Here is a 25,744-nt window from a genome sequence, read left to right on the forward strand (position 1 = left end):
CCTCGATCACGATTTCTACGCAGATCCGCATCCGGCCTACCGGGTCATCAAAGAGAACGGCAACAAACCGACGCCCATCGTTCTGAAGACGGGAATGGCGTATTTGCCGCCCGGCTTGGAGGCCTGGCTCGTCACGGCGTACGAGGACGTCGAATTCGTCCTCCGGGACCCGCGCTTCCGCAAGAGCATCGACGAGGCCATGCCCCTCTTCGCGGCGCGGAGCGGCGGGGCCGGCGCGGCCCGCGGTTCGCTGCTCTACAACAACATGGCGAACAACGATCCCCCGGTCCACACCCGGCTGCGCAAGCCGCTCAACGCGATGTTCACGGCGCGTTCGGTGGCCGGGCGGCGGGACGGCGTCCGACGCGCCGCCCGGGAGACGCTGGCGAAGGTGGCCGGAGCGGAGAGCTTCGATCTTGTCCAGGATTTTGCCTTTCCCTTCTCCATCTCCGTGATCTCGCGCACCCTCGGCGTCCCGGACTCCGACCGCGGCACCTTCAACGGCTGGGTCCAGACGATCACCGGTGACGCACCCCCGGAGGTCCTGCGACGCGACGCGGGGCTGATGGTCGAGTACCTGCGCGGCCTGATCCGCGACCGGCGGGACGGCGCCGGCGCACCCGCCGCCGGCGCCCCCGACGCCTCCTACGACGTGCTCACCCAGCTGGCCACGTCGCTGGCCGAGGACGAGGCGGTCGCCCAGGCGTACGCCCTGCTCGCGGCCGGCTACGAGACCACGGCCAACCTCATCGTGACCGGGTTCCTGACGCTCGCGGACCACCCCGGGCAGCTGGCCCGCCTGTGGTCCGACCCGGGCCTGGTCCCGGACGCGGTGGAGGAGATGCTCCGCCACCAGTCGCCCTTCAACCTCTCCCTCTACCGCTACGTGACCGAGCCGGTGGAGCTGAACGGGGTCCTGATCCCCCGGGGCGCGATCGTCTTCCTGGCCTTCGCCGCGGCCAACCGCGACGAGTGCCGCTTCCCGGAGCCCGACACGTTCGACATCACCCAACCGCGCCGCGACCACCTCGCCTTCGGCGGCGGCATCCACAACTGCATCGGCAAGCACCTCGCCCGGATGGAGGCGGAAGTCGCCTTCGAGACGCTCATCGAGCGCTGCCCCGGGCTGACCGTGCTCACACCGGACGAGGAATTCGACTGGAAGGCCAGCCCGACGTTCCGCGGGCTGCGCACCCTGCGCGTCGGGCCCGGCCCCGCCTCCGCAGGCTGGGAACGGGAGCAATGACACAGCACACTTCCGGCGACGGGGCCATGACCCCCGTCGCCGTCATCGGGATGTCCTGCCGGTTCCCGGGAGCGGCCGGTCCGGCCCGCTTCTGGCACAACCTGGCGGCCGGTACGGACAGCGTGGGCCCTGTCCCCGCCGACCGCCGCCCGGCCACCGCTCCCCCCGGCGCCGACGCCGCGCGCGGCGGCTTCGTCGAGGGGGCCGACGCCTTCGACGCCGCCTTCTTCGGCGTCTCGCAGCGCGAGGCGCGCTACACGGACCCCCAGCAGCGGCTGCTGCTGGAACTGGCCTGGGAGTGCTTCGAGGACGCCGCCCGGCCGGCGGCGGACCTCCGCGACTCCGGCTGGGGCGTGTTCGTCGGTGCCGCCGCCGACGACTTCCGGGCGCGCTACCTCACGGGCGGCGGCCTGGACCGGTTCGGCCACGCCGGCACCGCCCGGTGCATGCTGGCCAACCGGGTCTCCCACCACTTCGGGCTGCGCGGCCCGAGCGAGGTGGTCGACACCGGCCAGTCCTCCTCCCTGGCCGCCGTGCACCGCGCGGTGTCGAGCCTGCGGCTGGGCGAGTGCGAGGCCGCGCTCGTGGGCGGCGTACAGCTCAACCTCCTCCAGGAGGTCACCGACCAGATCGGGCTCTGGGGCGGGCTGTCGCCGGACGGCCGCTGCCACACCTTCGACGCCCGCGCCAACGGCTACGTACGCGGTGAGGGCGGCGGCTGCGTGCTCCTCAAGCCGCTGCCGGCCGCCCTGCGCGACGGCGACCACGTCTACGCCGTCGTGCGCGGCAGCGCCGTCGGCAACGACGGAGGCCGCGGCGGCCTCGCCGTACCGTCCGAGGACGCCCAGTACGAGGCCGTCACCCGCGCGCTGCGCGTGGCCGGCGCCCGGCCGGAGGACCTCGCGTACGTCGAACTCCACGGCAGCGGCACCCAGGTCGGCGACCCGGTCGAGGCCCGCGCCCTCGGCGCCGCCGTCGGCCGTGCCCGGCCCGCCGGGAACCCGCTGCCCGTCGGGTCGGTCAAGACCAACATCGGCCACCTGGAGTCGGCCGCCGGCATCGCCGGGTTCATCAAGGCCTGCCTGGTGCTGACGCACGGCGCCCTGCCGCCGAGCCTCAACTTCGAGACGCCCCACCCCGCCGTCGACCCGGCCGGGCAGGGCCTGCGGGTCGTCGACGCCTACGAGGACCGGCCGTTCGGCGCCGGCGAGCTGGTCGGCGTCACCTCGGTCGGCATGGGCGGCACGAACGTCCACGTCGTGCTCGGCCCGGCCCCGGCGACGGCCGAGGACCCGGTACCGGACCCCGACCAGGACGAGGACACCGGCACCGTGTGGTGCCTGTCCGGCCGCTCCAAGGAGGCCGTCCGCGACCTGGCGGACGCCCTGCTGCGGGAGCTGGACCGGCATCCCGCCGGCGGCCCCGCGGCCGGGGTCCGGGCGGTCGGCGCCACCCTGGCCCGGCGCACCCACTGGGAGCACCGGGCGGCGGTGGTCGGCGCCGACTGGGCCCACTTCCGCGACGGGCTGGCGAAGGTCGCCGCGGGTCACGGCTTCGCCGTGCCCGCGGACTGGGCGACGGCGGCCGGCCCGGCCGGGGCCGGCTGCGTCCGGGCGGCCGGCGACTACGTCCACGCGGGCCGGATCCCGGAGGTGCCGTCCCCGTCCGGGGGGCGGGGACGGCACCGCCCGGTGCCGGGCCTGCCCACGTACCCCTTCCAGCGGGAGCGCTTCCCGCTGCCGGGACCGGCCCCGGCCACCGCCGCCGCGGGATCCGCCCCGGCCGCCCCGGCGCCCGTAGCCACCCCGGCGCCCGGGCCCGCTCCGGCCGCAGGACCCGCCCCCGGGTCCGCCGCCCCCGCGTACCCGCGGTCCTGGGCGGCCGCCGGCGACGAGGGCGAGCGGCTCTGGGCCACCCAGGTCCTGCTCGAACGCGAACTCGCCGCCGTGCTCGGCGGCTCGGTCCCCGACCTGGACCCCGAGGTCCCCCTCACGGACCTGGGCGTGGACTCCATGACGCTCCTGGAGTTCCTGGACCGGCTCATCGAGGCGACCGGCCTCGAGCTCTCGGAGACCGTCGTCTTCGACCACCCCACGATCAGCGAAATGGCGGCCTGTGTGAACAAGGAGATGGAGTCGAGGCATGGCTGAGAACGACATGGTGCGCGACGACATCGCCGTGATCGGGATGGCCTGCCGCTATCCCGGCGGTGTGGACACCCCGGAGGCCCTGTGGGACCTCGTCGCGGGCGGCCGGGACGCCGTGGGCGAGTTCCCCGACAACCGCGGCTGGGACACCGACGACCTGTACGACCCGGCGTACGTGCGCCAGGGCGGCTTCCTCCACGGCGCGGACCGCTTCGACGCGGCCTTCTTCGGCATCCGGCCCGCCGAGGCCAAGGCCATGGACCCGCAGCAGCGCACCCTGCTCGAGGTGGCCTGGGAGGCCATCGAGCGCGCCGGCATCGTGCCCTCGACCCTCAAGGGCTCCCGCACCGGCGTGTTCGTCGGCGTCATGCCCAACGAGTACGGCATGCCGCTGTGGCGCTGGCAGGACGAGACGGCCGGCTTCATGGGCACCGGCACCTCGCCGAGCGTCGCCTCCGGCCGCATCTCCTACCTGCTGGGCATGGAAGGCCCGGCCCTGACCATCGACACGGCCTGCTCCTCCTCCGGCGTGGCCATCCACACCGCCGTGCGCTCGCTGCGCAGCGGCGAGACGGACCTCGCGCTGGCGGGCGGCTGCACCGTGCTCGCCGGCCCCGGCATGTTCGTCGACTACGCCAAGAAGCAGGCGCTGTCGCCCGACGCCCGCTGCCGCACCTTCTCCGACGCCGCCAACGGCACCGTGTGGGCCGAGGGCGCCGGCGTCCTGGTGCTCGAACCGCTGTCGAAGGCCCGTCGCCTGGGCCGCCGCATCCTCGGCGTCATCAAGGGCACCGCCGTCAACCAGGACGGCGCCAGCAACGGCCTGACCGCCCCCAGCGGCAAGGCACAGGCCAAGGTCATCGAGCAGGCGCTGGCCGACGCGGGCCTGGCCCCCGAGGACGTCCAGCTCGTCGAGGCGCACGGCACCGCCACCCGGCTGGGAGACCCGATCGAGGTCAACGCCATCCACGCCACGTACGGCGCGGGCGAGCGCGACGAGCCGGTCTGGCTCGGCTCCCTCAAGTCCAACATCGGCCACTCCATGGCCGCCGCCGGCGTCGGCGGCGTCATCAAGTGCCTCACGGCCATGCGCGCGGGGGAGATGCCCCGCACGATGCACGTGGACGGCCCGCTGAACTCGCTGGTCGACTGGTCGGGTTCGGTGGACGTCCTGCGCGAGAACCGGCCCTGGCCGACCCGCGACGGCGTCCGGCGCTGCGCCGTCTCCTCCTTCGGTGTCAGCGGCACCAACTCGCACGTCATCCTGGAGGGCTGGGACGAGACCGCGGACGCCGGGGCAGCCCAGGACGCCCAGGACGCGCCGGACGGCCGCACCGCCGCGGACGACGCCGCAACCGGTCCCGCCGCCGGCCCGGCCGACGGCACCCAGGTCCTGACCCTGTCCGCCAAGACCCCCACCGCGCTGGCCGCCTACGCCGAGGCGCTGGCCACCGCACTCGACGCCGGGACCGACCCCCTGCCGGCGGTCGCGCAGGCCCTGCGCACCCGACGCGAGGGCTACGAGTACCGTGCGGCCGCGCTCGGCACCGGGCGCGCCGAACTCTCCGCCGCGCTGCGCTCGTTCGCCGCCGGCCACGAGGACGCACCGGTCATCGGCGGCGAGGCCCGGCGCATCCGCCGCCCCGTCTTCGTCTTCCCCGGCCAGGGCTCGCAGTGGCCCGGCATGGCGGCCTCGCTGCTCGCCGAGTCCGACGTCTTCCGGCTGCGGGTCGAGGAGTGCGCCGCGGCGTTCAAGCCGTACCTCGACTACGACCTGATGGCCGTGCTCTGGGGCGAGGACGACGAGACCGACCCGGAGCGCACCGACGTCATCCAGCCGCTGCTGTTCTGCACGATGCTCGGCCTGGCCGCCCTGTGGCAGTCCGCCGGCGTCGAGCCGGCCGCCGTGGTCGGGCACTCCCAGGGCGAGGTCGCCGCGGCCTGCCTGTCCGGCGCGCTGTCCCTGGAGGACGCGGCCCTGATCGTGGCCTGCCGCAGCCGGGTCCTGGAGCACTCCCGCGGCGGCATGGCCGCGGTGGCGGCCTCCCCCGAGGAGACCGCGGCGCTGCTCGCCGAGGCCGGCGCCGACCTGGTGGTCGCGGCCGTCAACGGCCCCTCGTTCGTGGTGGTCTCCGGCGACGACGAGCCCGGCCTCGCGCGCCTGCTCGACCTGTGCGAGGAGCGGGGCCGCTACGCCCGCCGGGTCCCCGCCAAGTGCGCCTCCCACTCCCCGGTCATGGAGGAGCTCCGCGAGGAGGTCCTCGAAGGCCTCGCCGGGGTCGCCCCGGTCCCGTCGGCCGTCCCGATGTTCTCCACCGTCGAGATGGCGCGGCTGCGCGGCGACGAGCTCGACGCCGACTACTGGTTCCGCAACCTGCGCGGCCAGGTCCGGTTCGCCGGCACGATCGCCGAGATGGCCTCGTACGGCTTCGACGCCTTCCTCGAGATCAGCCCGCACCCCGTCCTGACCGGCTCGCTCGAGGCGGTCCTGAAGGAGGCCGGCAGCACCGCACCGGTGTCCGCGACCCTCAAGCGCGACCAGGGCACCCTCGAGCGGTTCCTCGCCGCGGCGGCCGAGGCGCACGTCCAGGGGCACGCGCTCGACTGGACCGGCCTGCTGCCCGCCGTGCCCGCCCGGGCCGTGGCGGCCGTCGAACTGCCGACCTACCCGTTCGAGCGGGAGCGCTTCTGGCTGGAGACCGAGGGCGTGGGCCGGGTGACCCCGGTCGCGGCCCAGGTCACGACCCCGTCCGCGATGCCGTCAGTGGTCCCGGCCGCCCCGGCCCCGGCCGTCGGCACGGTGCCGGTCGTCCGCCCCGCCTCCGTGGCCGACGGCGCGCACCCGTTCCTCAGCTCCGTCGTCGAGACGGCCGACGGCACGGTGCTCCTCACCGGCCGGCTGTCCGTCCGCAGCCACCCGTGGCTGATGGACCACTGCGTCGAGGACACCGCCCTGCTGCCCGGCACGGCCTTCATGGAGCTGCTGCTGACCGCGGGCCGCGAGGTGGGCTGCGAGCGCCTCGAGGAGATGGTCGTCAGCGACCCGCTGCTGCTGCCGATGGCCGGTACGGCCGTGGACGTCCAGGTCGCGGTCGCGCCCGCGGACGCCCAGGGCACGCGTACCGCCACCGTGCACTCGCGCGCCGCCGCCGACGTCGGCTGGGTGCGCAACGCCGAGGGCCTGCTGGGCGCAGCCCGCCCCGGTACGGACGCGGTGGACCTGGCCGCGGCGCCGGGTGCGACCGCGCTGCCCGCCGCCGAATCCCTCTACCCGCTGCTGCGCGGCCTGGGCTACGGCTACGGCGAGGCCTTCCAGGGCGTGCGCTCCGGAGAGCACCTCGGCGCCGACTGGGTCCGGTCCCGGATCGAGCTGCCCGGGGCGGCCCTGGTCAACCACAGCGGATTCGCCGCCCACCCCGCGCTGACCGACGCCGCGCTGCACGCCGCCGTGGCCTGCGGCCTGCTCGGCGAGCCGGAGCCGGGGCGGATCGCGGTGCCGTTCGTCTTCAACGGCGTACGGACGGCGGCGGCCGCCGCCGGTGCGGTGGCCTGCGAGGCGCTGGCCTACCGGGTCGGCCCGGACGCCGTCGCGCTGACCCTGGCCGCGGCCGACGGCACCGTCCTGCTCGAGGTCGAGCGCATGGTCGTACGCGGCCTGGCCCTCGACGGGGCCGGCGCGGCCCCGGTCGACCTCGACCACGCCGGCCTCTTCGCGACCGACTGGCAGGAGCCGGCGGGCGAGGCGCCCCAGGACGTGCGGCTGTGCGTGGTCGGCGGGGACGAGGGTCCGCTGCCGGCCGCGCTGCGGGACGCCAACCGGGAGGGCATCTCGGTGGCCACCCTCGACGAGGCGATCATGATCGTCTCGTCGATACCGGGGAACTGGCAGGTCGTCATGGGCTGTCCGGCCCCCCGGAACACCACGGTCGAGCAGGCGCACGCGTCCGCCGACCGGACCCTGGCGGCCCTGCAGACGTGGCTGCGCGCCGAGGCCCTGGCGGACACCGCGGTGCTGACGTTCATGACGCAGGACTCCGTGGCCGTCCCCGGTGACGAAACGTTTGCCCTCGGGGACAGCGCGGTCTGGGGCATGGTCCGCTCCGCCCAGACCGAGTACCCCGGCCAGTTCCGCGTGGTCGACGCCGACGCCGCGGCCCTGGCCGCCACCGAGGGCCTGCTCCGGGCGCTGCGCCGCACCGAGCCGCAGCTCGCCGTGCGAGGCGGCCGCGTACTGGTGCCCCAGCTCGTCCCGCACGCCCCCGCCGCCGCGGCCCGGCCCGAGGTGGGCGACGGCACCGTCGTGCTCACCGGCGGCACCGGCACCCTCGGCCGCGAGGTGGCCCGCCACCTCGTCACCACGTGGGGGGTGCGGTCCCTGGCCCTGCTCAGCCGCAGCGGCGAACGGGCCCCGGGCATCGCGGACTTCCGCGCCGAACTGGTCGGACTCGGTGCCGACGTCCAGGTGCTGGCGGCCGACGCGGCCGACGCGCACGACGTGCGCCGCGCCCTCGCGCAGATCAGGTCCCGCGGACCGGTCGCCGGCGTCGTGCACGCCGCCGGTCTGCTCGACGACGCGATCGTCGCGAACATGACCCCCGACCAGCTGCGCCGCGTCCTGCGCAGCAAGGTCGACTCGGCCTGGCACCTGGACGCGGCGACGCGCGAGGACGACCTGCGCTTCTTCGTGCTGTTCTCCTCCCTCTACGGTGTGCTCGGCGGCCCCGGCCAGGCCAACTACGCCGGTGCCAACACCTTCCTCGACCAGTTCGCCGCCTGGCGGTCCGCCGAGGGCCGGCCCACCCGCTCCGTGGCCTGGGGCCTGTGGTCCGAGGCCACCGGCATGACCGGCCACCTCGACGAGAGCGACCTGCTGCGCCTGCGGCGCAACGGCGTCGCGCCGTTCGAGACGGCCGCCGGCCTGGCCCTGTTCGACGCCGCGGCCGCGGGGACCGCCCCGGCCCTCGTCGGCGCCCGGCTGGCACTGCCCGACGCGACCGGACCCGGGGCGGGCGACACGCCGTTCCTGCTGACCCGGCTGGCCGGGCTCGCCGGGCCGACCGGGGGCACGGGCCGCGGCCCGGTGGCCCGCCCGGCCGCCCGTCCGGCGGCCCCGGTGACGTCGGCGACCACGGCGCCCGCCGTCGTCCGGACCGCCGCCCCGGTGCGGCCGGCCGTGCCGGTCGCGGCCGCCATCCCCGCCACCGCGGCCGCCGCCCCCGACACCCCCGCCTCCACCGCCGCGGCGGACGCCGGCGCGGAGCAGCCCGGGGCCGCCGCGCTCGCGGTACTGACCTCCCCGGACGCCTCGGCCGACCAGCGGTTGGTCGCCGCGGTCGGACTGGTCAAGGAGTGCGTGGCGGGCCTGCTGGGCCTCAAGCCCGAACGGGTGGACGCGCAGCGCTCGTTCTACGAGATGGGCGTGGACTCCCTGACCTCCATGGAGCTGCGGGTCCGGCTCGGCAGGACGCTGGGCATCCGGCTCGGGGCCACCGCGGTCTTCGACCACCCGACCCCGGAGGCGCTGGCCCAGCACGTGGTCGACCTGTTCGGCCCGCCCGGACCGGGCGGCGGCGGTGGCACGGCCCCGGAGGGGACCCCGGGCGGCCCGGGAAATGACGGTGCGTCCGCGGCGGGACCCGCCGCGGACGCACACCCCGGGACCACGGCCGCCGCGCGGCGCGGCACCGGTGCCGCGGGGGCCGGGGCCGGCGACACCGCCGGCCCGGCCGCGGGGCGCGTGACGCCCCCGGCCGCGTCCGCCGCTCCGGCCGCGTCCGCCGCCCCGGCCGCCGCGCCGCGGCGGCCGGCCCGGCCCGACTCCGAGCCGTTCCCGCTCACCAAGCTCCAGGAGGCCTACGTCGCCGGCCGCGCCGGGGACTTCGAGCTCGGCAACGTGCCGACGGTCCTGTGCATCGAGGTCGACCTCACCGGCTTCGACGTACGGGCCGCCGAACGCGCGTTCCGGCAGCTGGTGGACCGCCACGAGATGCTCCGGGCGGTGTTCGACCCGGCCGGCACCCAGCGCGTCCTGGGCGAGGTGCCGGACTTCCGGATCCCCGTCGAGGACCTCCGCCCGCTCGGGCCCGACGAGCGGGCCGCCCGGCTCGCCCAGATCCACGAGGAGGTGACCACCCACACCTTCGACACGGCCCGCTGGCCGCTGGTCCTGGTCCGGGCCACCCGCGTGGACGAGGCCGTCACCCGGCTCCACGTCGCCGTGGACGTCCTGGTCTCGGACGGGGCGAGCAGCACGCTGCTCTTCAACGAGTGGGCCCGCCTCTACCGCGACCCGGGGGCCCCGCTGCCCGCGACCGGCCCCTCCTTCGCCCACCACGTGGAGCGGGCGGCGCGCCACCAGGCCTCGGCCGAGATCGAACCGAGCCGCGCCTACTGGCAGGAGCGGGCGGCGACCCTGCCGCCGGCGCCCCGGCTGCCGTACGCCGTACCCCTGTGCGACGTCGGCCGGCCCGTCTTCGGCAACCGGTTCATCCGGGTCGAGGCACCGCAGTGGCAGCGCTTCAAGAAGAACGCGGCGGCCGCCGGACTGACCGCCTCCGGCGCCGTGCTCGCCGCCTACTGCCAGGTCCTCGCCCGCTGGTCCAAGTGCCCGGACTTCACGCTCACCGTCCTGGTCTCCCAGCGCTCCGTCTTCGCCGAGGAGGACATGTCCACGGTGGTCGGCAACTTCTCCTCCACCACCCTGCTCGAGGTGCACGTCGACGAGGCGGCCCCGTTCCGCGAGGTCGCCGCGGGCATCCAGCGGCAGCTGCTCCAGGACATGGAGCACGTCGCGTACACCGGCCTGGACGTCCTGCGCGACCTGAGCCGGCTGGACGGCGAGGCGGGCCGGGCCCGGCTGCCCGTCGTGTTCAACAGCACCATCGGCGGCGGCGCACCCGCACCCGACGCCCCGCGCACGGCCGGTCCGGTGGGCGCGCTGTGCCTGCTCGGCGACTCGGGCACCCCCGTGTGGAGCGGGGTCCGTACGCCCCAGGTCGTCCTGGACCACCAGGCGTTCGAGGAGGACGGGGCTCTCGTCCTCAACTGGGACGTGGTCGAAGAGGTGTTTCCCGAGGGCGTCGTGGACGCCATGCTCGCCGCTTACGAAGGACTGATCCGTGAACTCTGTGCCTGAGTCCGCCTGGACCCTGCCCCCGTGGACCGGGACCGCAGCCGACCTCCCGGCCACGGCCTGCGACCCGGACCCCGTCGCCGCCCTCCCGGCGGACGCCCTGCTGCACCTGGCCTTCCTCGACCGGGCGGCGGAGACCCCGGACGCCGTGGCCGTCATCGCCGCCGACCGCACCCTCACCTACGGCGAACTCGCCGACGAGTCCGCCCGGATCGCGGCGCTCCTCGCGGCCCGCGGCGTGGGCCGCGAGTCGCTCGTCGCCATCGTCATGGACAAGGGCTGGGAACAGGTCGTGGGCTGCCTCGGCATCCTGCGCGCGGGTGCCGCGTACGTCCCGCTGGACCCGCACTGGCCGGCCCGCCGCCTGGCCGACGTGCTCGGCTCCGCCGGGATCACCGAGGCGCTCACCCGGCCCGGCCCGGCCGACGCCGTGACCTGGCCCGAGGGGGTCACGGTCACCCCCGTCGCGCCGCCCGCGGCCGACGCCCCGGCGGCCCCCGACGCGCCGGCCGTCGACACCGCGCCCGGCGACCTCGCGTACGTCATCTACACCTCCGGCTCCACCGGCGTGCCCAAGGGCGTGATGATCGAGCACGGGCCCGCCGTCAACACGGTCCGGGACGTGAACCGGGAGCTCGGCTTTACGGCCGCCGACCGGGTCCTGGGCCTCTCGGCGCTCAACTTCGACCTCTCCGTCTACGACCTCTTCGGCCCCCTGTCGGCCGGCGGCGCCGTGGTGCTCCCGGCCCCCGGCGACACCCGTGAACCCGGCGCCTGGCTAAGGCTCATGACGGAGGCCGGCGTCACCGTCTGGAACAGCGTGCCGGCCCTGATGGCCATGCTCACCGAGTACACCGCGAGCGCCCCGCCGGCGCCGCTGCCACCGCTGCGCGCGGTCCTCATGAGCGGTGACTGGATCCCGGTGGGCCTGCCGGGCGAGGTGCGGGAGCTGTTCCCCGACGCCCGCCAGTGGTCGCTCGGCGGCGCCACGGAGGCCTCCATCTGGTCCGTCTGGCACCCCATCACGCCGGCGGACGCCGAGCTCCCCTCGGTCCCGTACGGCCGGTCGATGAGCGGCCAGCACGTCTACGTCGGCGACGGGCTGATGCGGCCCCGGCCGTGCTGGGTGCCCGGCGAGATCTACATCGCCGGCGTGGGCCTGGCCCGCGGCTACCTCGGTGACGCCGAGCGCACGGCGCGCAGCTTCGTCACCGACCCGGCCACCGGCGCCCGCCGCTACCGGACCGGCGACTGGGGACGGCTGCTGCCCAGCGGCGAGATCGAGTTCCTGGGCCGGGAGGACATGCAGGTCAAGGTCGGCGGCCACCGCATCGAACTCGGCGACGTCGAGGCCGCGTTGCTGGCCTGCCCCGGCGTACGGGGCGCGGTGGCCGGTGTACAGGGCGGCCGCCACCGCACCCGGCTCACGGCCCAGGTGCTGCTGGAGCCGGGCGCCGGCCACGCGGCCGAGGACGTGCGGGCGCTGCTGGCCGAGCGCGTGCCGGCGTACATGGTGCCCACGGCCCTCGCGGTCCTGGACGAGTTCCCGCTCACCCCGAACGGCAAGGTCGACCGCAAGGCCCTGGCCGCCCTCGCCGACGACCTGGCCGCCGCGCACGTCGTCGAACACCCCGCGGACGCCGAGGAGGAGCTCCTCCTCACCATCTGGCGCGGCTTCTTCGCCGACCCGTGCCCCGGCCCCGGGCCGGAGGCCGGCGGCGGGGCGGCAGACGGGCCGGCGGGCGGGACGGCCGACGGGCAGCCGGCACGGGGCCCCGCCGACCTCTCCGTCACGGACAACTTCTTCGAACTGGGCGGCGACTCGCTGCGCGCCGTGCGCCTGATGTCCGTCCTGCGCCGCGAGACGGGAGTGGAGCTGCCGGTGTCCGCCCTCTTCGGGGCGCCCACCGTCCGCGCCCTGGCGCAGCGGCTGCGCGAGGCCCGGGACTCGGCCCGGGACGGCGTCGGCCGATCCGTCGTGGTCCCCGTCCGCACCACGGGCGAGGCGGTCCCGCTGGTGTTCGTCCACCCCGTGGGCGGCGACGTCCTGTGCTACTCGGAGCTCGCCCGGGCGCTCGGCGACGACCAGCCGTTCTACGCCCTCCAGTCGCCCTGCCACGACGGCACCGCGCCCGGCTTCCTGGACCTCGTCGGCACGTACGCGCAGGCCGTCCTCGACGAGGTGCCGGGCCGACGGTACCTGCTCGGCGGCTGGTCGATGGGCGGAGTGCTGGCCCTCGAACTGGCCCGGGAGCTGACCGCCCGCGGCTGCACGGTGGACCTGGTCGCGGCCGTCGACGTCCTCGAGACGCCGCAGGACCTGGCCCGTGCCGAGATCAGCCGCGACCGCCTGCTCGGCTGGCTGGCCCGCGACCTCGCGGGCCTGACCGGCAGCACCTGGCCGGAGCCGCCGGGGCCGTTCGAGACCCTGGAGGAGCTGTACGAGGCGGTGCGCGGGGCCGGGATCCTGCCCGCCGACATCGCGTTCGCCGAGTTCGCGGCGGTCTACGAGCGCTTCGCGGCGAACGCGCGGGCGCTGTGCGGCTACCGGCCCGCCGAGCCGCTGACCGGCACGGCCGTGCACTTCCTCCAGGCCGAGGCGGGCGGCGGCCCGGCGGCCGCCGAGGGCTGGCGCCCCCTGTGCGCGGGCGGGTTCACCCACACGGAGGTCCCCGGCGACCACTACACCGTCCTCAAGGGCGCCGGCGCCGAAACCGTGGCCACCCACCTGCACGGCCTCCTGACGGCCGCGACGCACTGACCGCCCCGACCCCCGTGCCCGCCGCCGCCCCCACCCCACCCACACCCGCCGCGGAGGCCCCCTCCCCGGAGGGGGTGCCCACGCTCGCCGCGGAGGCCCCCTCCCCGCAGGGGTCCTTCCCGGCTGCCGCGTCCGGCGACCCGGCCGGGGTCCTCCCCGCGCCGGCCCGCGCCACGCGGCTGTTCACGGGGCTCCTGCCCGCCGGCGTCGCGGTGGCCGAGTTCGCCGGGGAGGCACCGTACGCGGAACTCGCGGCCGGGCTCTTCCCGGCGGAGCGGGCGGCGGTGGCGCGCGCGTACCCGGCACGGCGGCGGGAGTTCGCCGCCGTCCGGTCCTGCGCCCGGGCGGCCATGGCCCGGCTCGGTGCGCCGCCCCTCCCCGTGCTCCCCCACGGGGAGGGGCCCACCTGGGCCCGCAACGCCCCCCGCTGGCCCGAGGGCCTGACCGGCAGCATGACCCACTGCACCGGCTACCGGGCCGCGGCCCTGACCCGCACCGGGCCGGGCCACCCGCTGCTCTCCCTCGGCATCGACGCCGAGCCGAACGCCCCGCTCCCCGACGGCGTACGTTCCCTGGCCCTGCGCCCCGAGGAGGAGCGGGCCCTGCCCGCCCTCACCGCAGGCCGGCCCGACGTGGCCTGGGACCGCGTCGTCTTCAGCGCCAAGGAGAGCGTCTTCAAGGCCTGGTACCCGCTGACCGGCCGCTGGCTGGGCTTCGAGGACTGCCGCATCACCCTCACCCCCGGCACCACCACGTTCACGGCCCACCTCCGCACCGAGCTCCCACCCCCTTTCCCCACCACCCCCCTCAGGGGCCACTGGCGCCTCCACCCCGACCCCCGGACCCCCCTGCTTGCCACCGCCGTGACGGTCGCCCGGCCCCCGCACCCGTAGCGGCCCGCCCCACCTGCCGGACCGTCAGCCGCTCCCCGCCGCCGGGTACCCTCCCGAAACCGTGGGCGACGTCATCACCCGCTGCGGAGAAATCGCCGAACTGGACATTCGCCCGACCGGACACAGCCCCCGCCGCGGCCTCGCCACAGCTTCACAGCCGGTAGAAGGTGATGCCGGTGTCCGCGGGGACGTCTATGACCACGCCTGTGCGGGAGGTGGCGGTGTCGTGGGCGAGGTCTCCGCGCAGGGGCCAGCGGGGATCGGAATCGTCCGCCTGCTGTCGTACGCGGTGCTGGTCAGTGCGACGCGTCGAGGTCATGTAGCGGAGCGTATGCAGTCCGCTACAGCCCAACATGAATCCGCGGAACACCAGCAGATCAGTCCAGCGAAAAACGTCCGGTCATGCCGCGCAGGCGCTGGCGGGTGGCGACCCGCTCGGCGTAGACGATCTTCCGCAGGGTGGCCCGCGCGACGGGGTGGTTGCGGACCAGCTGGGGGGCGATGCGCTCGGCGGTCTCCAGCTCGGTCAGGGCCTGGTCGCGGTTGCCGTCCCACAGCCACGCGCGGGCGAGGTCCATGTGGTGATGGCCCAGGCGGGACTTCGGTAGCACCCTGATGTGCGCGGGGTCGGCCTCGCGGTTCAGCCGCAGGGCCTTGGTCTGGTCGCTCATCTCCAGGGCGGCGCTGACGCTGTGGATGACGACGTTGCCCAGGGAGAACGTCACCGAGTGGCGGTCGTGGATCTCGGGCCCGACGTAGGAGTCGACCCGCTCGCCGGCCGTACGGGCAAGGGCAAGGCGTTCATCCGCCCCGGCTCCGTTCCCGGCCCGAGCGCAGGAGATCGCGGCCCGCAGGTGCAGGGCGCCCCACATCCGCAGGGCGAGGGGATCGCCGGATTCGTATTCGGTCTCGATGTCGGCGAGGGCCTGGTCTCCGAGGGCGAGTGCGTCGTCCCAGTCGGCGGAGGCCCAGGTGTCCCGCATCCGCATCCACAGCGCCATCGCGGGCATCACCGGGTCGCCGGACAGCTGCGCGGACCACGAAGCGCGTTCGCAGGCCATGGCGACAAGTTCGGGGTGGCCGAGGGCGTGGGCGGCGGTGTGGGCGAACTTGCAGGCCACCGCGTAGATCGCGAAAGCCTCTTCACGTTCGTGGCCTGTGGACACCTCCGCCAGGGCGCGGGCCTCCCGCAGCATGTCCGGCAGCTCGGCCAGCACGGCACCGTTGGCCGCGGCGTCGCGCAGGCGCAGCAGGCGCTTCATGTCGTGCCACAGCACCTCGGACGCCGCGCTCGGCCGGACGCATTCTGACGCGACGGTACCGCCGTGGAGCAGCTGGTGGAGGCCCTTGGCCAAGGGATCTCAGAACGCGGTCGGCATGGCCCGGACATGACGATGCCCCCGACAGGCGGGGGCTGATCCGAATGGTGATGCGTTGGTCAGGCGGCTTCGTCGTCGTCTTCGTTTCCGACGTCATCGGCCGATTCCAGGGCCCCCGGCATGCGGGCGAGGATCTCCAGCTGGCGGGCGGCGCGTTCCCGGTCGGCGGGGAGTGCCGCGTGGACGGCCAGGCGGCGGCTGAGGTGGGCGGCGACGACGGCGGGCGGTGAGCGAGGCCCCGTCACCCTCAGTGAAGGGTTTCGGGGCCTCGTTCGAGTTGATGGTCCGTCAACGAGTCGACCCCCCCCTTGCACGGTTCTTGCGCAAGGGGATGGAAACTTCTGGAAGACGCCGAGAGGTGGCGGAAGGTGTTTTCGCAGGTCAGCAGCCACTTTTGAGAGGTGTCTGCAATGCCTGCTTAGTCGCCTTATGTCGCGATCCCTAGATGTCGCGGAAGATCTCGATCTGGGCGCCGACCGAGTTGAGGCGCTCGGCGAGTTCCTCGTAGCCGCGGTTGATGACGTAGACGTTGCGGAGCACCGAGGTGCCCTCGGCGGCCATCATCGCGAGGAGGACGACCACGGCCGGGCGCAGGGCCGGCGGGCACATCATCTCGGCCGCGCGCCAGCGGGTCGGGCCCTCGACCAGGACGCGGTGCGGGTCCAGGAGCTGGAGGCGGCCGCCGAGGCGGTTGAGGTCGGTGAGGTAGATGGCCCGGTTGTCGTACACCCAGTCGTGGATCAGGGTCTTGCCCTGGGCGACCGCGGCGATGGCCGCGAAGAAGGGCACGTTGTCGATGTTCAGGCCCGGGAAGGGCATCGGGTGGATCTTGTCGATCGGGGCCTCGAGCTTGGACGGGCGCACCGTGAGGTCGACCAGCCGGGTACGGCCGTTGTCGGCCACGTACTCCGCCGAGCGGTCGTGGTCGAGGCCCATCTCCTCCAGCACCGCGAGCTCGATCTCCATGAACTCGATCGGCACCCGGCGGATCGTCAGCTCCGACTCCGTCACCACCGCCGCGGCGAGCAGGCTCATCGCCTCGACCGGGTCCTCGGAGGGGGAGTAGTCCACGTCCACGTCGATGTTCGGCACGCCGTGCACGGTCAGGGTCGTGGTGCCGATGCCCTCGACGCGCACGCCCAGCGCCTCCAGGAAGAAGCACAGGTCCTGGACCATGTAGTTCGAGGAGGCGTTGCGGATGACGGTCACGCCGTCGTGGCGGGCGGCCGCGAGGAGCGCGTTCTCGGTGACGGTGTCCCCGCGCTCGGTCAGGACGATGGGCCGCTCGGGGGAGACACCGGCCTCGACCTGCGCGTGGTACAGGCCCTCGGTGGCCGTGATGTCCAGGCCGAACCGGCGCAGCGCGATCATGTGCGGCTCGATGGTGCGGGTGCCGAGGTCGCAGCCGCCGGCGTACGGCAGCCGGAAGCGGTCCATGCGGTGCAGGAGCGGGCCGAGGAACATGATGATGCTGCGGGTGCGGCGGGCCGCCTCCGCGTCGATGGCGTCCATGTCGAGCTGGGCCGGCGGTACGAGCTCGAGGTCGACGCCGCCGTTGATCCAGCGGGAGCGCACGCCGATGGAGTTGAGCACCTCGAGCAGGCGGTAGACCTCCTCGATGCGGGCCACCCGGCGCAGCACCGTGCGGCCCTTGTTGAGCAGGGTGGCGCACAGCAGTGCGACACAGGCGTTCTTGCTGGTCTTGACGTCGATGGCGCCGGAGAGCCGACGGCCGCCGACCACGCGCAGGTGCATCGGGCCGGCGTAGCCGAGGGACACGATCTCGCTGTCGAGCGCCTCGCCGATCCGGGCGATCATCTCAAGGCTGATGTTCTGGTTGCCGCGCTCGATGCGGTTGACGGCGCTCTGGCTGGTGCCGAGCGCATCGGCGAGCTGACTCTGCGTCCAGCCACGGTGCTGCCGGGCGTCACGGATGAGCTTGCCGATGCGTACGAGGTAGTCGTCTGCCATGGGGGAACGTTATCTCAGATATGAGATGGCGTTCGCGCTGGGTGTGCCATCCGGGTGGTCCCCGGTCGGCGACCGTCCGGCACCGGCTCCCCCCGGGGCCGATGCCGGACCGTCAACTCCTCTGCCGGTCCCCGGCCTCAGCTCCCGCAGCCGCAGGCGCCGTGCCGCCCGCCGTGCAGGGCCGCGTACGCGTCCGGACGCGGGGCGGAGGTGCCGCGCGACAGGCGTGCGGCAGCCGCCCGACCTGTGGCGGAATGTACATCATGCACCGTTTTGCCCCCGACGAGGGTGAGTTCCACCCGCGTGTCGCTGATGTCCTTGACCGGGCACCGCGTCACATCCCGGTCCAGCAGGACCAGATCGGCCGCCTTGCCCTTCTCCAGGGTGCCGGTCAGGTGGTCCTGGCGGAGCTGCCACGCGGTGCCCGAGGTGTGCATGAGCAGGGACGACGTACGGCTGAGGCCCTCCAGCTCGCGGTGCAGCGGGCCGTCCCCGTACGCGCCCTGACGGTCGATGGCCGTGCGGACCTGGTTCCAGACCTGGAGGGCGTCCACCGGCCAGTCCGAACCGGCGGTCAGGCGCGCCCCGGCCTTCTCCAGGCTGCGCGCCGGGTACATCCAGCGGTGCCGCTCCTTCCCGATGTACGGCAGCAGCGCGTCCATCGTCCAGGTGTCCTCGGCGGCCCACTGGAGCTGCAGGCAGGCGGCCACCCCGAGTTGCGCGAAACGCCGCAGATCGGACGGATCGACGAGCTGGAGGTGCGCGACGGTGTTGCGGAGGTCACGCAGCCCGGTGGTCCGGCGGGCGTACGCGTACCCGTCCAGCGCGGTGCGCACCGCGCGGTCGCCCAGCCCGTGCGCGTGCATCTGCCAGCCGGCCTTGTTGAACGCGGCGGTGAGCCGGCCGTAGTCGTGCGCGGAGACGTACAGCTCCCCGCGGTTGCCGGTCGGCCGGCCGTGCCCGTCCAGGTACGGCTTCAACAGGGCCGCCGTCTGCGCCGGGTACTCGATGACCCCGTCGAGGAACACCTTGACGGTGCCGAACCGCAGCCCCCGTACGCCCTCGAACTCGCGCCGCAGCCCCTTCGCGAACGCCAGTGCCGCGGCCGGGTCCTTCGCCTGCACCGCGTCCACCCGGACGGCGGGCACGATGCGCTGCGGGAGCTTGTGCGCGGCCGAGAGGGCCTTGTACAGCACGAGCTCGTCGCGGGTCGCCCAGGCGTCCATCATCGTCGTCACGCCGGAGGCGGCCGCGGAGGCCAGCACCTGCGCACAGGCGTTCACCAGTTCGGCCCGGGTGGGCTCCGGCACGTGCCGGGTGACCAGTACCTGGGCGTCGTCCTTCAGCACGCCGGTGGGCCTGCCGTCCGTGCCCCTGACGATCTGCCCGCCGACCGGGTCGGGGGTGCCGGCCGTGATGCCCGCGACGTCCAGGGCGCGCTGGTTCGCCCAGAGGTTGTGCCCGTCGCCCCCCACCAGGGCGATCGGGCGCCGCGTGGGCAGCGCGTCCAGCATGGTGTGGTGCGGGAGGGTGCCGTGCGGCAGCAGGCCGACCGGGTTCCAGTCCTCGACCACCAGCCAGCGGTCCGGCTCCGCCGCCGCGCCGCCGGTGTCGGCCAGGAAGCCCTTGAGGATCTCCAGCAGCTCGTCGAGGGTGCTCTCGGCGCCGGCGAGGGAGGGCTTGAGGGAGCGGCGGCCGGCGCCCAGCGGGTGCACGTGTCCGTCGTGGATGCCGCTCATCACCGTGTTGCCGCGGGCGTTGACCACCTCGGTGTCCCGGCCGATCAGCCGGCGCAGGGCGCGGTCCGTGCCGGTGGCCAGGATCCGGCCGTCGCGGCCGACCGCCACGGCCTCGACCGGCCGGGCCCCCGGCACGCCGGTGAACACCCGGGCGTTGTGCACGATCAGTGCCGCGGACGATGCGCTACGGGAGCCCCTCGCCCCCGCCGCCCCCGCCGCACCGGGCGCTTCGGCCGCCCCGGCCGGCCCCGCCGCCGCGCCGAGCGCGCCGACCGCGCCGGCGACCCCCACCGCGGCGAGCAGGCCCCGCCGGGACAGGCCGCCCGCCGGCACCACGTCGCCGGCGGCGCCGTCGACCGCGGCGGAGCTCCCGGCCCCGCGGGCCGCACCGGACTCATCAGAACGCGTCATGACCACGTGACCACTCCAAGTACGTTGGCTGTGGCCGGGACACTCACTGATTAACGGCTTAACCAGAACCCTGACCGGACGACGGATTCCGTACGGGGCCGCCGCCGGGACCCCGGCGCCGCCGCCCCGGGGCCGGCCGCCGCACGCCGGCGGCCCCGCCGCCGGACATCCGTACGATGGCCCGGTGCCCGGACCCACCATCGCCGACATCGCGCGCGCCGCCGAGGTCTCCACCGCGACCGTCTCGCACGCCCTCAACGGCACGGGCCGGCTCGGCGGGTCCACCCGCGCCCGTGTGCGCGAGGTGGCCGCCGCCCTCGGCTACGCCGCGCCCCGGGCCCCGCGCACCCGTACCCTCGGGCTCGCCGTGACGACGTACGCCGGGCACGCCTGGGACTTCCTCGCGGTCGCCTACTACGCCCGCTGGATCACCGCCGCCACCTCCGCCGCCCACGCCCGCGGGTACGCCCTGACGACGCTGCCCGCCGTCCGGGGCGCCGAGTTGCTCTGGCACACCCTGGCCGTCGACGGGATGCTGCTCCTCGACAGCCCCGAGGGGGACCGGGTGCTGCGGGCCCTGCGCGCCCGGGGCATGCCGGTGGTCTTCGACGGCCGCCCCACCGAGCCGCGCCCCGGGGACGTCTGGGTGGACAACGACCACCCGGCCACCGTGCACGAGGTCCTCGACCACCTCGAGGCCGCCGGCGCCCGCCGGACGGCCCTCCACGCCGGCTACGGACGCGAGTACTACACGGCCGCGGTGACGGCGGCGTACGAACGGTGGTGCGCCGAGCACGGTCAGGAGCCGCTCGTCGTCACCTTCGACCCGATCGACTCGGTCGGCCACGCCTTCGACACCGTCTTCGCCACGGGCGCGGCGGACGCGGTGTACGCCGTCTACGACCCCGGGGGCCGCCAGGTGCTGGCCGCGGCCCGGCGCCACGGGCTGCGCGTGCCGGAGGACCTGATGCTGGTGTGCGCGAGCGAGGACCCCGCGTACGGGGCCGGGGATCCCGCGGTCAGCACGGTGACCTTCCAACCGGAGGTCATCGCCGAGACCGCCGTCGCCGCCCTGGTCGACCTCGTCGAGACCGACCCCGCGGGCTGCGCCGCCGCCGACCCCGCGGCCGTCCTCCCGGCCGCCGCCGACCCCGCCCCGCGCACGGTCCCGGCGCTCCTGCGACCCCGGGCTTCTTCGCGCCCCCGGCGCTGAGGAATCCTCTCCTGCCGGCCCTGCGCCGAGGCGGCCCTCCTCCGACAGTGCTGAACTGTGACGGAGGGATGTCGTACGTCACACAGCGAACTCGCACCCGCCGTGCATGACCAGGAGGCGGTGATGCACTAGAGTTATCTCGACATCGAGATATCTGCCGAAGGCGTCCCGCAGCCGCACCCCTGGTAAGGGTTACCTAACTTAGCCTTACCTCAGCGGATTGGCCAGAGTGTCGAGCGGCAGGATGCGGTGGAACGCGCGAATTTCATGCAATGAAGGAGACTGTCGTGTCGGCGAACAGCTTCGACGCCCGCAGCACCCTGAAGGTGGGCGACGAGTCGTACGAGATCTTCCGGCTGGACAAGGTGGAGGGCTCCGCCCGGCTGCCGTACAGCCTGAAGGTGCTGCTGGAGAACCTGCTCCGCACCGAGGACGGCGCGAACATCACCGCCGACCACATCCGCGCGCTCGGCAACTGGGACTCCCAGGCCCAGCCGAGCCAGGAGATCCAGTTCACGCCGGCCCGCGTGATCATGCAGGACTTCACCGGTGTGCCCTGTGTCGTCGACCTCGCCACCATGCGCGAGGCCGTCGCCGCGCTCGGCGGTGACCCGGCGAAGATCAACCCGCTCTCCCCGGCCGAGATGGTCATCGACCACTCCGTCATCGCCGACAAGTTCGGCACCAACGACGCCTTCGCGCAGAACGTCGAGCTGGAGTACGGCCGCAACAAGGAGCGCTACCAGTTCCTGCGCTGGGGCCAGACCGCCTTCGACGACTTCAAGGTCGTCCCCCCGGGCACCGGCATCGTCCACCAGGTCAACATCGAGCACCTGGCCCGCACGGTCATGGTCCGCAACGGCCAGGCCTACCCCGACACCCTCGTCGGCACCGACTCCCACACCACCATGGTCAACGGCCTCGGTGTGCTCGGCTGGGGCGTCGGCGGCATCGAGGCCGAGGCCGCCATGCTCGGCCAGCCGGTCTCCATGCTGATCCCGCGCGTGGTCGGCTTCAAGCTCACCGGCGAGCTGCCCACCGGCACCACCGCCACCGACCTGGTGCTCACCATCACCGAGATGCTGCGCAAGCACGGCGTCGTCGGCAAGTTCGTCGAGTTCTACGGTGAGGGCGTCGCCGCCACCTCGCTCGCGAACCGCGCCACCATCGGCAACATGTCGCCGGAGTTCGGCTCCACCGCCGCGGTCTTCCCGATCGACGGCGAGACCCTGAACTACCTGCGCCTGACCGGCCGCTCCGCGCAGCAGGTCGCGCTCGTCGAGGCGTACGCCAAGGAGCAGGGCCTCTGGCTCGACCCGGCCGCCGAGCCCGACTTCTCCGAGAAGCTGGAGCTCGACCTCTCCACCGTCGTCCCGTCGATCGCCGGCCCGAAGCGCCCGCAGGACCGCATCGTCCTCGCGAACGCCGCCGCGCAGTTCGCCCAGGACGTCCGCAACTACGTCGACATGGTCGACGAGGCGGGCCAGGAGTCCTTCCCGGCCTCCGACGCCCCGGCGGTCAGCAACGGCGTCCCGTCGAACCCGGTCGAGGTGACCGCCCCCGACGGCACCACCTACACGATCGACCACGGCGCCGTCACCGTCGCCGCGATCACCTCCTGCACCAACACCTCGAACCCGTACGTCATGGTCGCCGCCGCGCTCGTGGCGAAGAAGGCCGTGGAGAAGGGCCTGACCCGCAAGCCGTGGGTCAAGACCACCCTCGCCCCGGGCTCGAAGGTCGTGACCGACTACTTCGACAAGGCCGGTCTGACCCCGTACCTCGACAAGGTCGGCTTCAACCTCGTCGGTTACGGCTGCACCACCTGCATCGGCAACTCCGGCCCGCTGCCGGAGGAGGTCTCCAAGGCCGTCAACGACCACGACCTCGCCGTCACCTCGGTCCTCTCGGGCAACCGCAACTTCGAGGGCCGGATCAACCCCGACGTCAAGATGAACTACCTGGCCTCCCCGCCGCTGGTCGTCGCGTACGCCCTCGCGGGCTCCATGAAGGTGGACATCACCAAGGACGCGCTCGGCACCGACACCGAGGGCAACCCGGTCTTCCTCAAGGACATCTGGCCGTCGGAGGCCGAGGTCAACGACGTCGTCGCCAACGCCATCGGCGAGGACATGTTCTCCAAGTCCTACCAGGACGTCTTCGCGGGCGACGCCCAGTGGCAGGCCCTGTCGATCCCGACCGGCAACACCTTCGAGTGGGACGCCGAGTCCACCTACGTGCGCAAGCCCCCGTACTTCGAGGGCATGACCATGGAGACCACCCCGGTCACCGACATCACCGGCGCCCGTGTCCTGGCCAAGCTGGGCGACTCGGTCACCACCGACCACATCTCCCCGGCCGGTGCGATCAAGGCCGACACCCCGGCCGGCAAGTACCTCACCGAGCACGGCGTCGAGCGCCGCGACTTCAACTCGTACGGTTCCCGCCGCGGCAACCACGAGGTCATGATCCGCGGTACGTTCGCCAACATCCGCCTGCGCAACCAGATCGCGCCGGGCACCGAGGGCGGCTTCACCCGCGACTTCACCGTCGAGGGCGCCCCGGTCTCCTTCATCTACGACGCCTCGCAGAACTACCAGGCCGCCGGCATCCCGCTGGTCATCCTGGGTGGCAAGGAGTACGGCTCCGGCTCGTCCCGCGACTGGGCCGCCAAGGGCACCGCGCTCCTCGGCGTCAAGGCCGTCATCACCGAGTCGTACGAGCGCATCCACCGCTCGAACCTCATCGGCATGGGCGTCCTGCCCCTGCAGTTCCCGGCCGGCCAGTCGGCCGACTCGCTCGGCCTGACCGGCGAGGAGACCTTCTCCATCGCGGGCATCACGGAGCTGAACGAGGGCACCACCCCGCGCACGGTCAAGGTCACCACCGACACCGGTGTCGAGTTCGACGCGGTCGTCCGCATCGACACCCCCGGTGAGGCGGACTACTACCGCAACGGCGGCATCATGCAGTACGTGCTGCGCAACCTCATCCGCGGCTGACACCGCCCGGAAAGACGGCGGCCGACGTCGCCACCGGCGCGCGCAACCGACACGCCGGGAGCGCGCGACCGATTGAGGCATAAGGGTGCCTGACGGCACCAAAGGGCCGCATCCCCCGTTAGGGGGGTGCGGCCCTTCCCCTTTTCCGGGGAAGGGATGCCGTGTGACGGACAGGTCTCAACTCGGAAAAGCCCGGAGTCATCCTTGTGCTCGATCTTGCTCAGCCGAGCGGAAGTGGACTATACCTGTGCGCGTCCGGGCCACCGCGTCTCCTGCGGCCCCGGGCCGGGGGACGGCGGGCTACCTGCGGTGATGCCCGTTTTTCGCAACTGCCTGGTTTTTCGGCGTCCTTCACACATCTGACGAAGGCGAGGACTTGAGCATGGGATCCACCTCCGCCCACGGCGAGCGCAGCACCGGTGCGGGCCTCGGCCGTCGCGACCTGATCAAGCGGTCCGCGGCCCTCGGTCTGATCACGGTGCCCACGATGAGCTTCCTGTCCGCGTGCGCCTCCGGCGGCGGGGAGGACAACCCGACCGGCGGGAACTCCGCGACGAAGGCCACCAAGGAGAACCCCTTCGGCGTGGCCAAGGGCAGCAAGCTCGACGTCGTCGTCTTCAAGGGCGGCTACGGCGACGACTACGCCAAGGCGTGGGAGGCCTCCTTCGACAAGAAATGGGGCACCAGCACCGCCCACCTGGGCACCCAGGAGATCGCGGCCAAGCTCCAGCCGCGGTTCAACGGCGGCAACCCGCCGGACGTGATCGACGACTCCGGCGCCCAGCAGATCAAGCTGGACGTGCTCAACAAGGGCGGCCAGCTCGCCGACCTCACCCCGGTCCTCGACGCCCCGTCCCTCGACGACCCCAGCAAGAAGGTCCGGGACATGCTGATCCCCGGCACCGTCGAACAGGGCATGCTGGACGGCAAGTTCGTCTACGTGAACTACGTCTACACCGTCTGGGGCCTGTGGTACTCGGGCAAGCTCTTCAAGGAGAAGGGCTGGACCCCCCCGAAGACCTGGGCCGAGTTCATGGACGTCTGTACGAAGGCCAAGGCGGCCGGCCTGGGCGGCCTCGCCCACCAGGGCAAGTACCCGTACTACATCAACGTCGCCATCATGGACCTGATCGCCAAGAAGGGCGGCCTGGACGCCATGAAGGCGATCGACAACCTGGAGCCCAAGGCCTTCGCGGACAACCCGGTGGCCCTGGAGGCCGTCGAGGCCGTCTACGAGCTGGTCGAGAAGGGCCTGCTCATGCCGGGCACCAACGGCCTGACCCACACCGAGTCCCAGACCCGTTGGAACCAGTACAAGGCCGCCTTCATCACCTGCGGCTCCTGGCTGGAGAACGAGCAGCTCAAGCAGACCCCGGCCGACTTCGACATGCGCTTCCTGCCCATGCCGGTGCTGCCCGGCAGCAAGCTCCCCTTCGAAGCCATCCGGGCCGGCGCCGGCGAGCCCTTCATCGTCCCGGAGAAGGCCGGCAACAAGGCCGGGGGCATGGAGTTCATCCGCATGATGCTCTCCCGCGAATGGTCCACCCTCTTCGCCCAGCAGGCGAACTCCCTGACCATCGTCAAGGACGGCGTCGACCCGAGCGTCCAGCTGCGCCCCGGCACCAAGTCGGCCGTGGACGCCCTCAAGGCCGCCGGCGACGGCAACACGTTCAACTACCGCTACCCCGACTGGTACAGCCAGATGGACCTGGACATCCAGGACGCCTCCAACGCCCTGATGGCCAAGCGCATCCAGCCGAAGGAGTGGATCAAGCGGGCCCAGGCGGCCGTCGACAAGGCCGCCAAGGACCCGAACGCGAAGAAGAACCACCGCGACTGACGGCCGCCAG

General features: G+C 73.7%; 13 protein-coding genes. 8 read left to right on the plus strand and 5 right to left on the minus strand.

Annotated features, from left to right (window positions below; all coding sequences use genetic code 11):
* The first annotated feature begins 94 nt into the window (after nt 1-94).
* From IF43_RS0120285 to IF43_RS36625, 5 genes are all read left to right on the plus strand, one after another.
* Nucleotides 95-1,246 (plus strand): cytochrome P450, encoded by a 1,152-nt coding sequence (locus IF43_RS0120285; protein ID WP_234332348.1) that lies wholly within the window; start codon nt 95-97, stop codon nt 1,244-1,246.
* The gene (locus tag IF43_RS0120290) at nt 1,243-3,396 is read left to right on the plus strand and encodes a beta-ketoacyl synthase N-terminal-like domain-containing protein (RefSeq protein WP_234332354.1); all 2,154 of its coding nucleotides are present in this window, start codon (nt 1,243-1,245) and stop codon (nt 3,394-3,396) included. The genes IF43_RS0120285 and IF43_RS0120290 overlap by 4 nt, the downstream gene beginning before the upstream one ends.
* Nucleotides 3,389-10,528 carry a type I polyketide synthase gene (locus IF43_RS0120295; protein WP_030202423.1) on the plus strand — a complete coding sequence of 2,380 codons (7,140 nt, stop codon included), beginning with the start codon at nt 3,389-3,391 and terminating at the stop codon, nt 10,526-10,528. The genes IF43_RS0120290 and IF43_RS0120295 overlap by 8 nt, the downstream gene beginning before the upstream one ends.
* Nucleotides 10,512-13,286, plus strand: a complete 2,775-nt coding sequence (locus IF43_RS0120300; RefSeq protein WP_199922753.1) for an amino acid adenylation domain-containing protein — start codon at nt 10,512-10,514, stop codon at nt 13,284-13,286. The genes IF43_RS0120295 and IF43_RS0120300 overlap by 17 nt, the downstream gene beginning before the upstream one ends.
* Before the next feature lie 74 nt (nt 13,287-13,360).
* Entirely contained in the window at nt 13,361-14,179 is an 819-nt protein-coding gene (locus IF43_RS36625) for a 4'-phosphopantetheinyl transferase (RefSeq protein ID WP_234332358.1), read from the plus strand.
* A 151-nt stretch (nt 14,180-14,330) separates the two neighbouring features.
* Here the strand turns inward: IF43_RS36625 and IF43_RS0120310 are convergent, their stop codons facing one another.
* The 5 genes from IF43_RS0120310 to IF43_RS0120330 all read right to left on the minus strand — a co-directional run bounded on the left by IF43_RS0120310 (nt 14,331) and on the right by IF43_RS0120330 (nt 19,679).
* Nucleotides 14,331-14,498 carry a hypothetical protein gene (locus IF43_RS0120310; RefSeq protein ID WP_158939407.1) on the minus strand — a complete coding sequence of 56 codons (168 nt, stop codon included), beginning with the start codon at nt 14,496-14,498 and terminating at the stop codon, nt 14,331-14,333.
* A 58-nt stretch (nt 14,499-14,556) separates the two neighbouring features.
* Nucleotides 14,557-15,513: a transcriptional regulator gene (locus tag IF43_RS0120315; RefSeq protein ID WP_234332370.1), complete on the minus strand. Its 957-nt coding sequence runs from the start codon at nt 15,511-15,513 to the stop codon at nt 14,557-14,559.
* Between the two features lie 104 nt (nt 15,514-15,617).
* Nucleotides 15,618-15,803, minus strand: coding sequence for a hypothetical protein (locus IF43_RS41710; protein ID WP_158939409.1), 186 nt, complete (start codon nt 15,801-15,803; stop codon nt 15,618-15,620).
* A gap of 196 nt (nt 15,804-15,999) precedes the next feature.
* Complete coding sequence (locus IF43_RS0120325; protein ID WP_030202432.1) at nt 16,000-17,529, minus strand: UDP-N-acetylglucosamine 1-carboxyvinyltransferase; 1,530 nt, start codon at nt 17,527-17,529, stop codon at nt 16,000-16,002.
* A 137-nt stretch (nt 17,530-17,666) separates the two neighbouring features.
* Nucleotides 17,667-19,679, minus strand: coding sequence for an amidohydrolase (locus IF43_RS0120330; protein WP_078910311.1), 2,013 nt, complete (start codon nt 19,677-19,679; stop codon nt 17,667-17,669).
* Between the two features lie 184 nt (nt 19,680-19,863).
* Here IF43_RS0120330 and IF43_RS0120335 point away from each other — a divergent pair, with 184 nt between their 5' ends.
* The 3 genes from IF43_RS0120335 to ngcE all read left to right on the plus strand — a co-directional run bounded on the left by IF43_RS0120335 (nt 19,864) and on the right by ngcE (nt 25,734).
* A complete protein-coding gene (locus IF43_RS0120335) occupies nt 19,864-20,892 on the plus strand; it encodes a LacI family DNA-binding transcriptional regulator (RefSeq protein ID WP_051795681.1) in 1,029 nt (342 codons plus the stop codon).
* A 287-nt stretch (nt 20,893-21,179) separates the two neighbouring features.
* Nucleotides 21,180-23,894, plus strand: coding sequence for an aconitate hydratase AcnA (gene acnA, locus IF43_RS0120340; RefSeq protein ID WP_030202438.1), 2,715 nt, complete (start codon nt 21,180-21,182; stop codon nt 23,892-23,894).
* Between the two features lie 382 nt (nt 23,895-24,276).
* Complete coding sequence (gene ngcE, locus IF43_RS0120345) at nt 24,277-25,734, plus strand: N-acetylglucosamine/diacetylchitobiose ABC transporter substrate-binding protein (protein WP_030202439.1); 1,458 nt, start codon at nt 24,277-24,279, stop codon at nt 25,732-25,734.
* The last annotated feature ends 10 nt before the right edge of the window (nt 25,735-25,744 follow it).

It is taken from the genome of Streptomyces sp. NRRL S-87 (assembly GCF_000719335.1).
GTDB lineage: Bacteria > Actinomycetota > Actinomycetes > Streptomycetales > Streptomycetaceae > Streptomyces.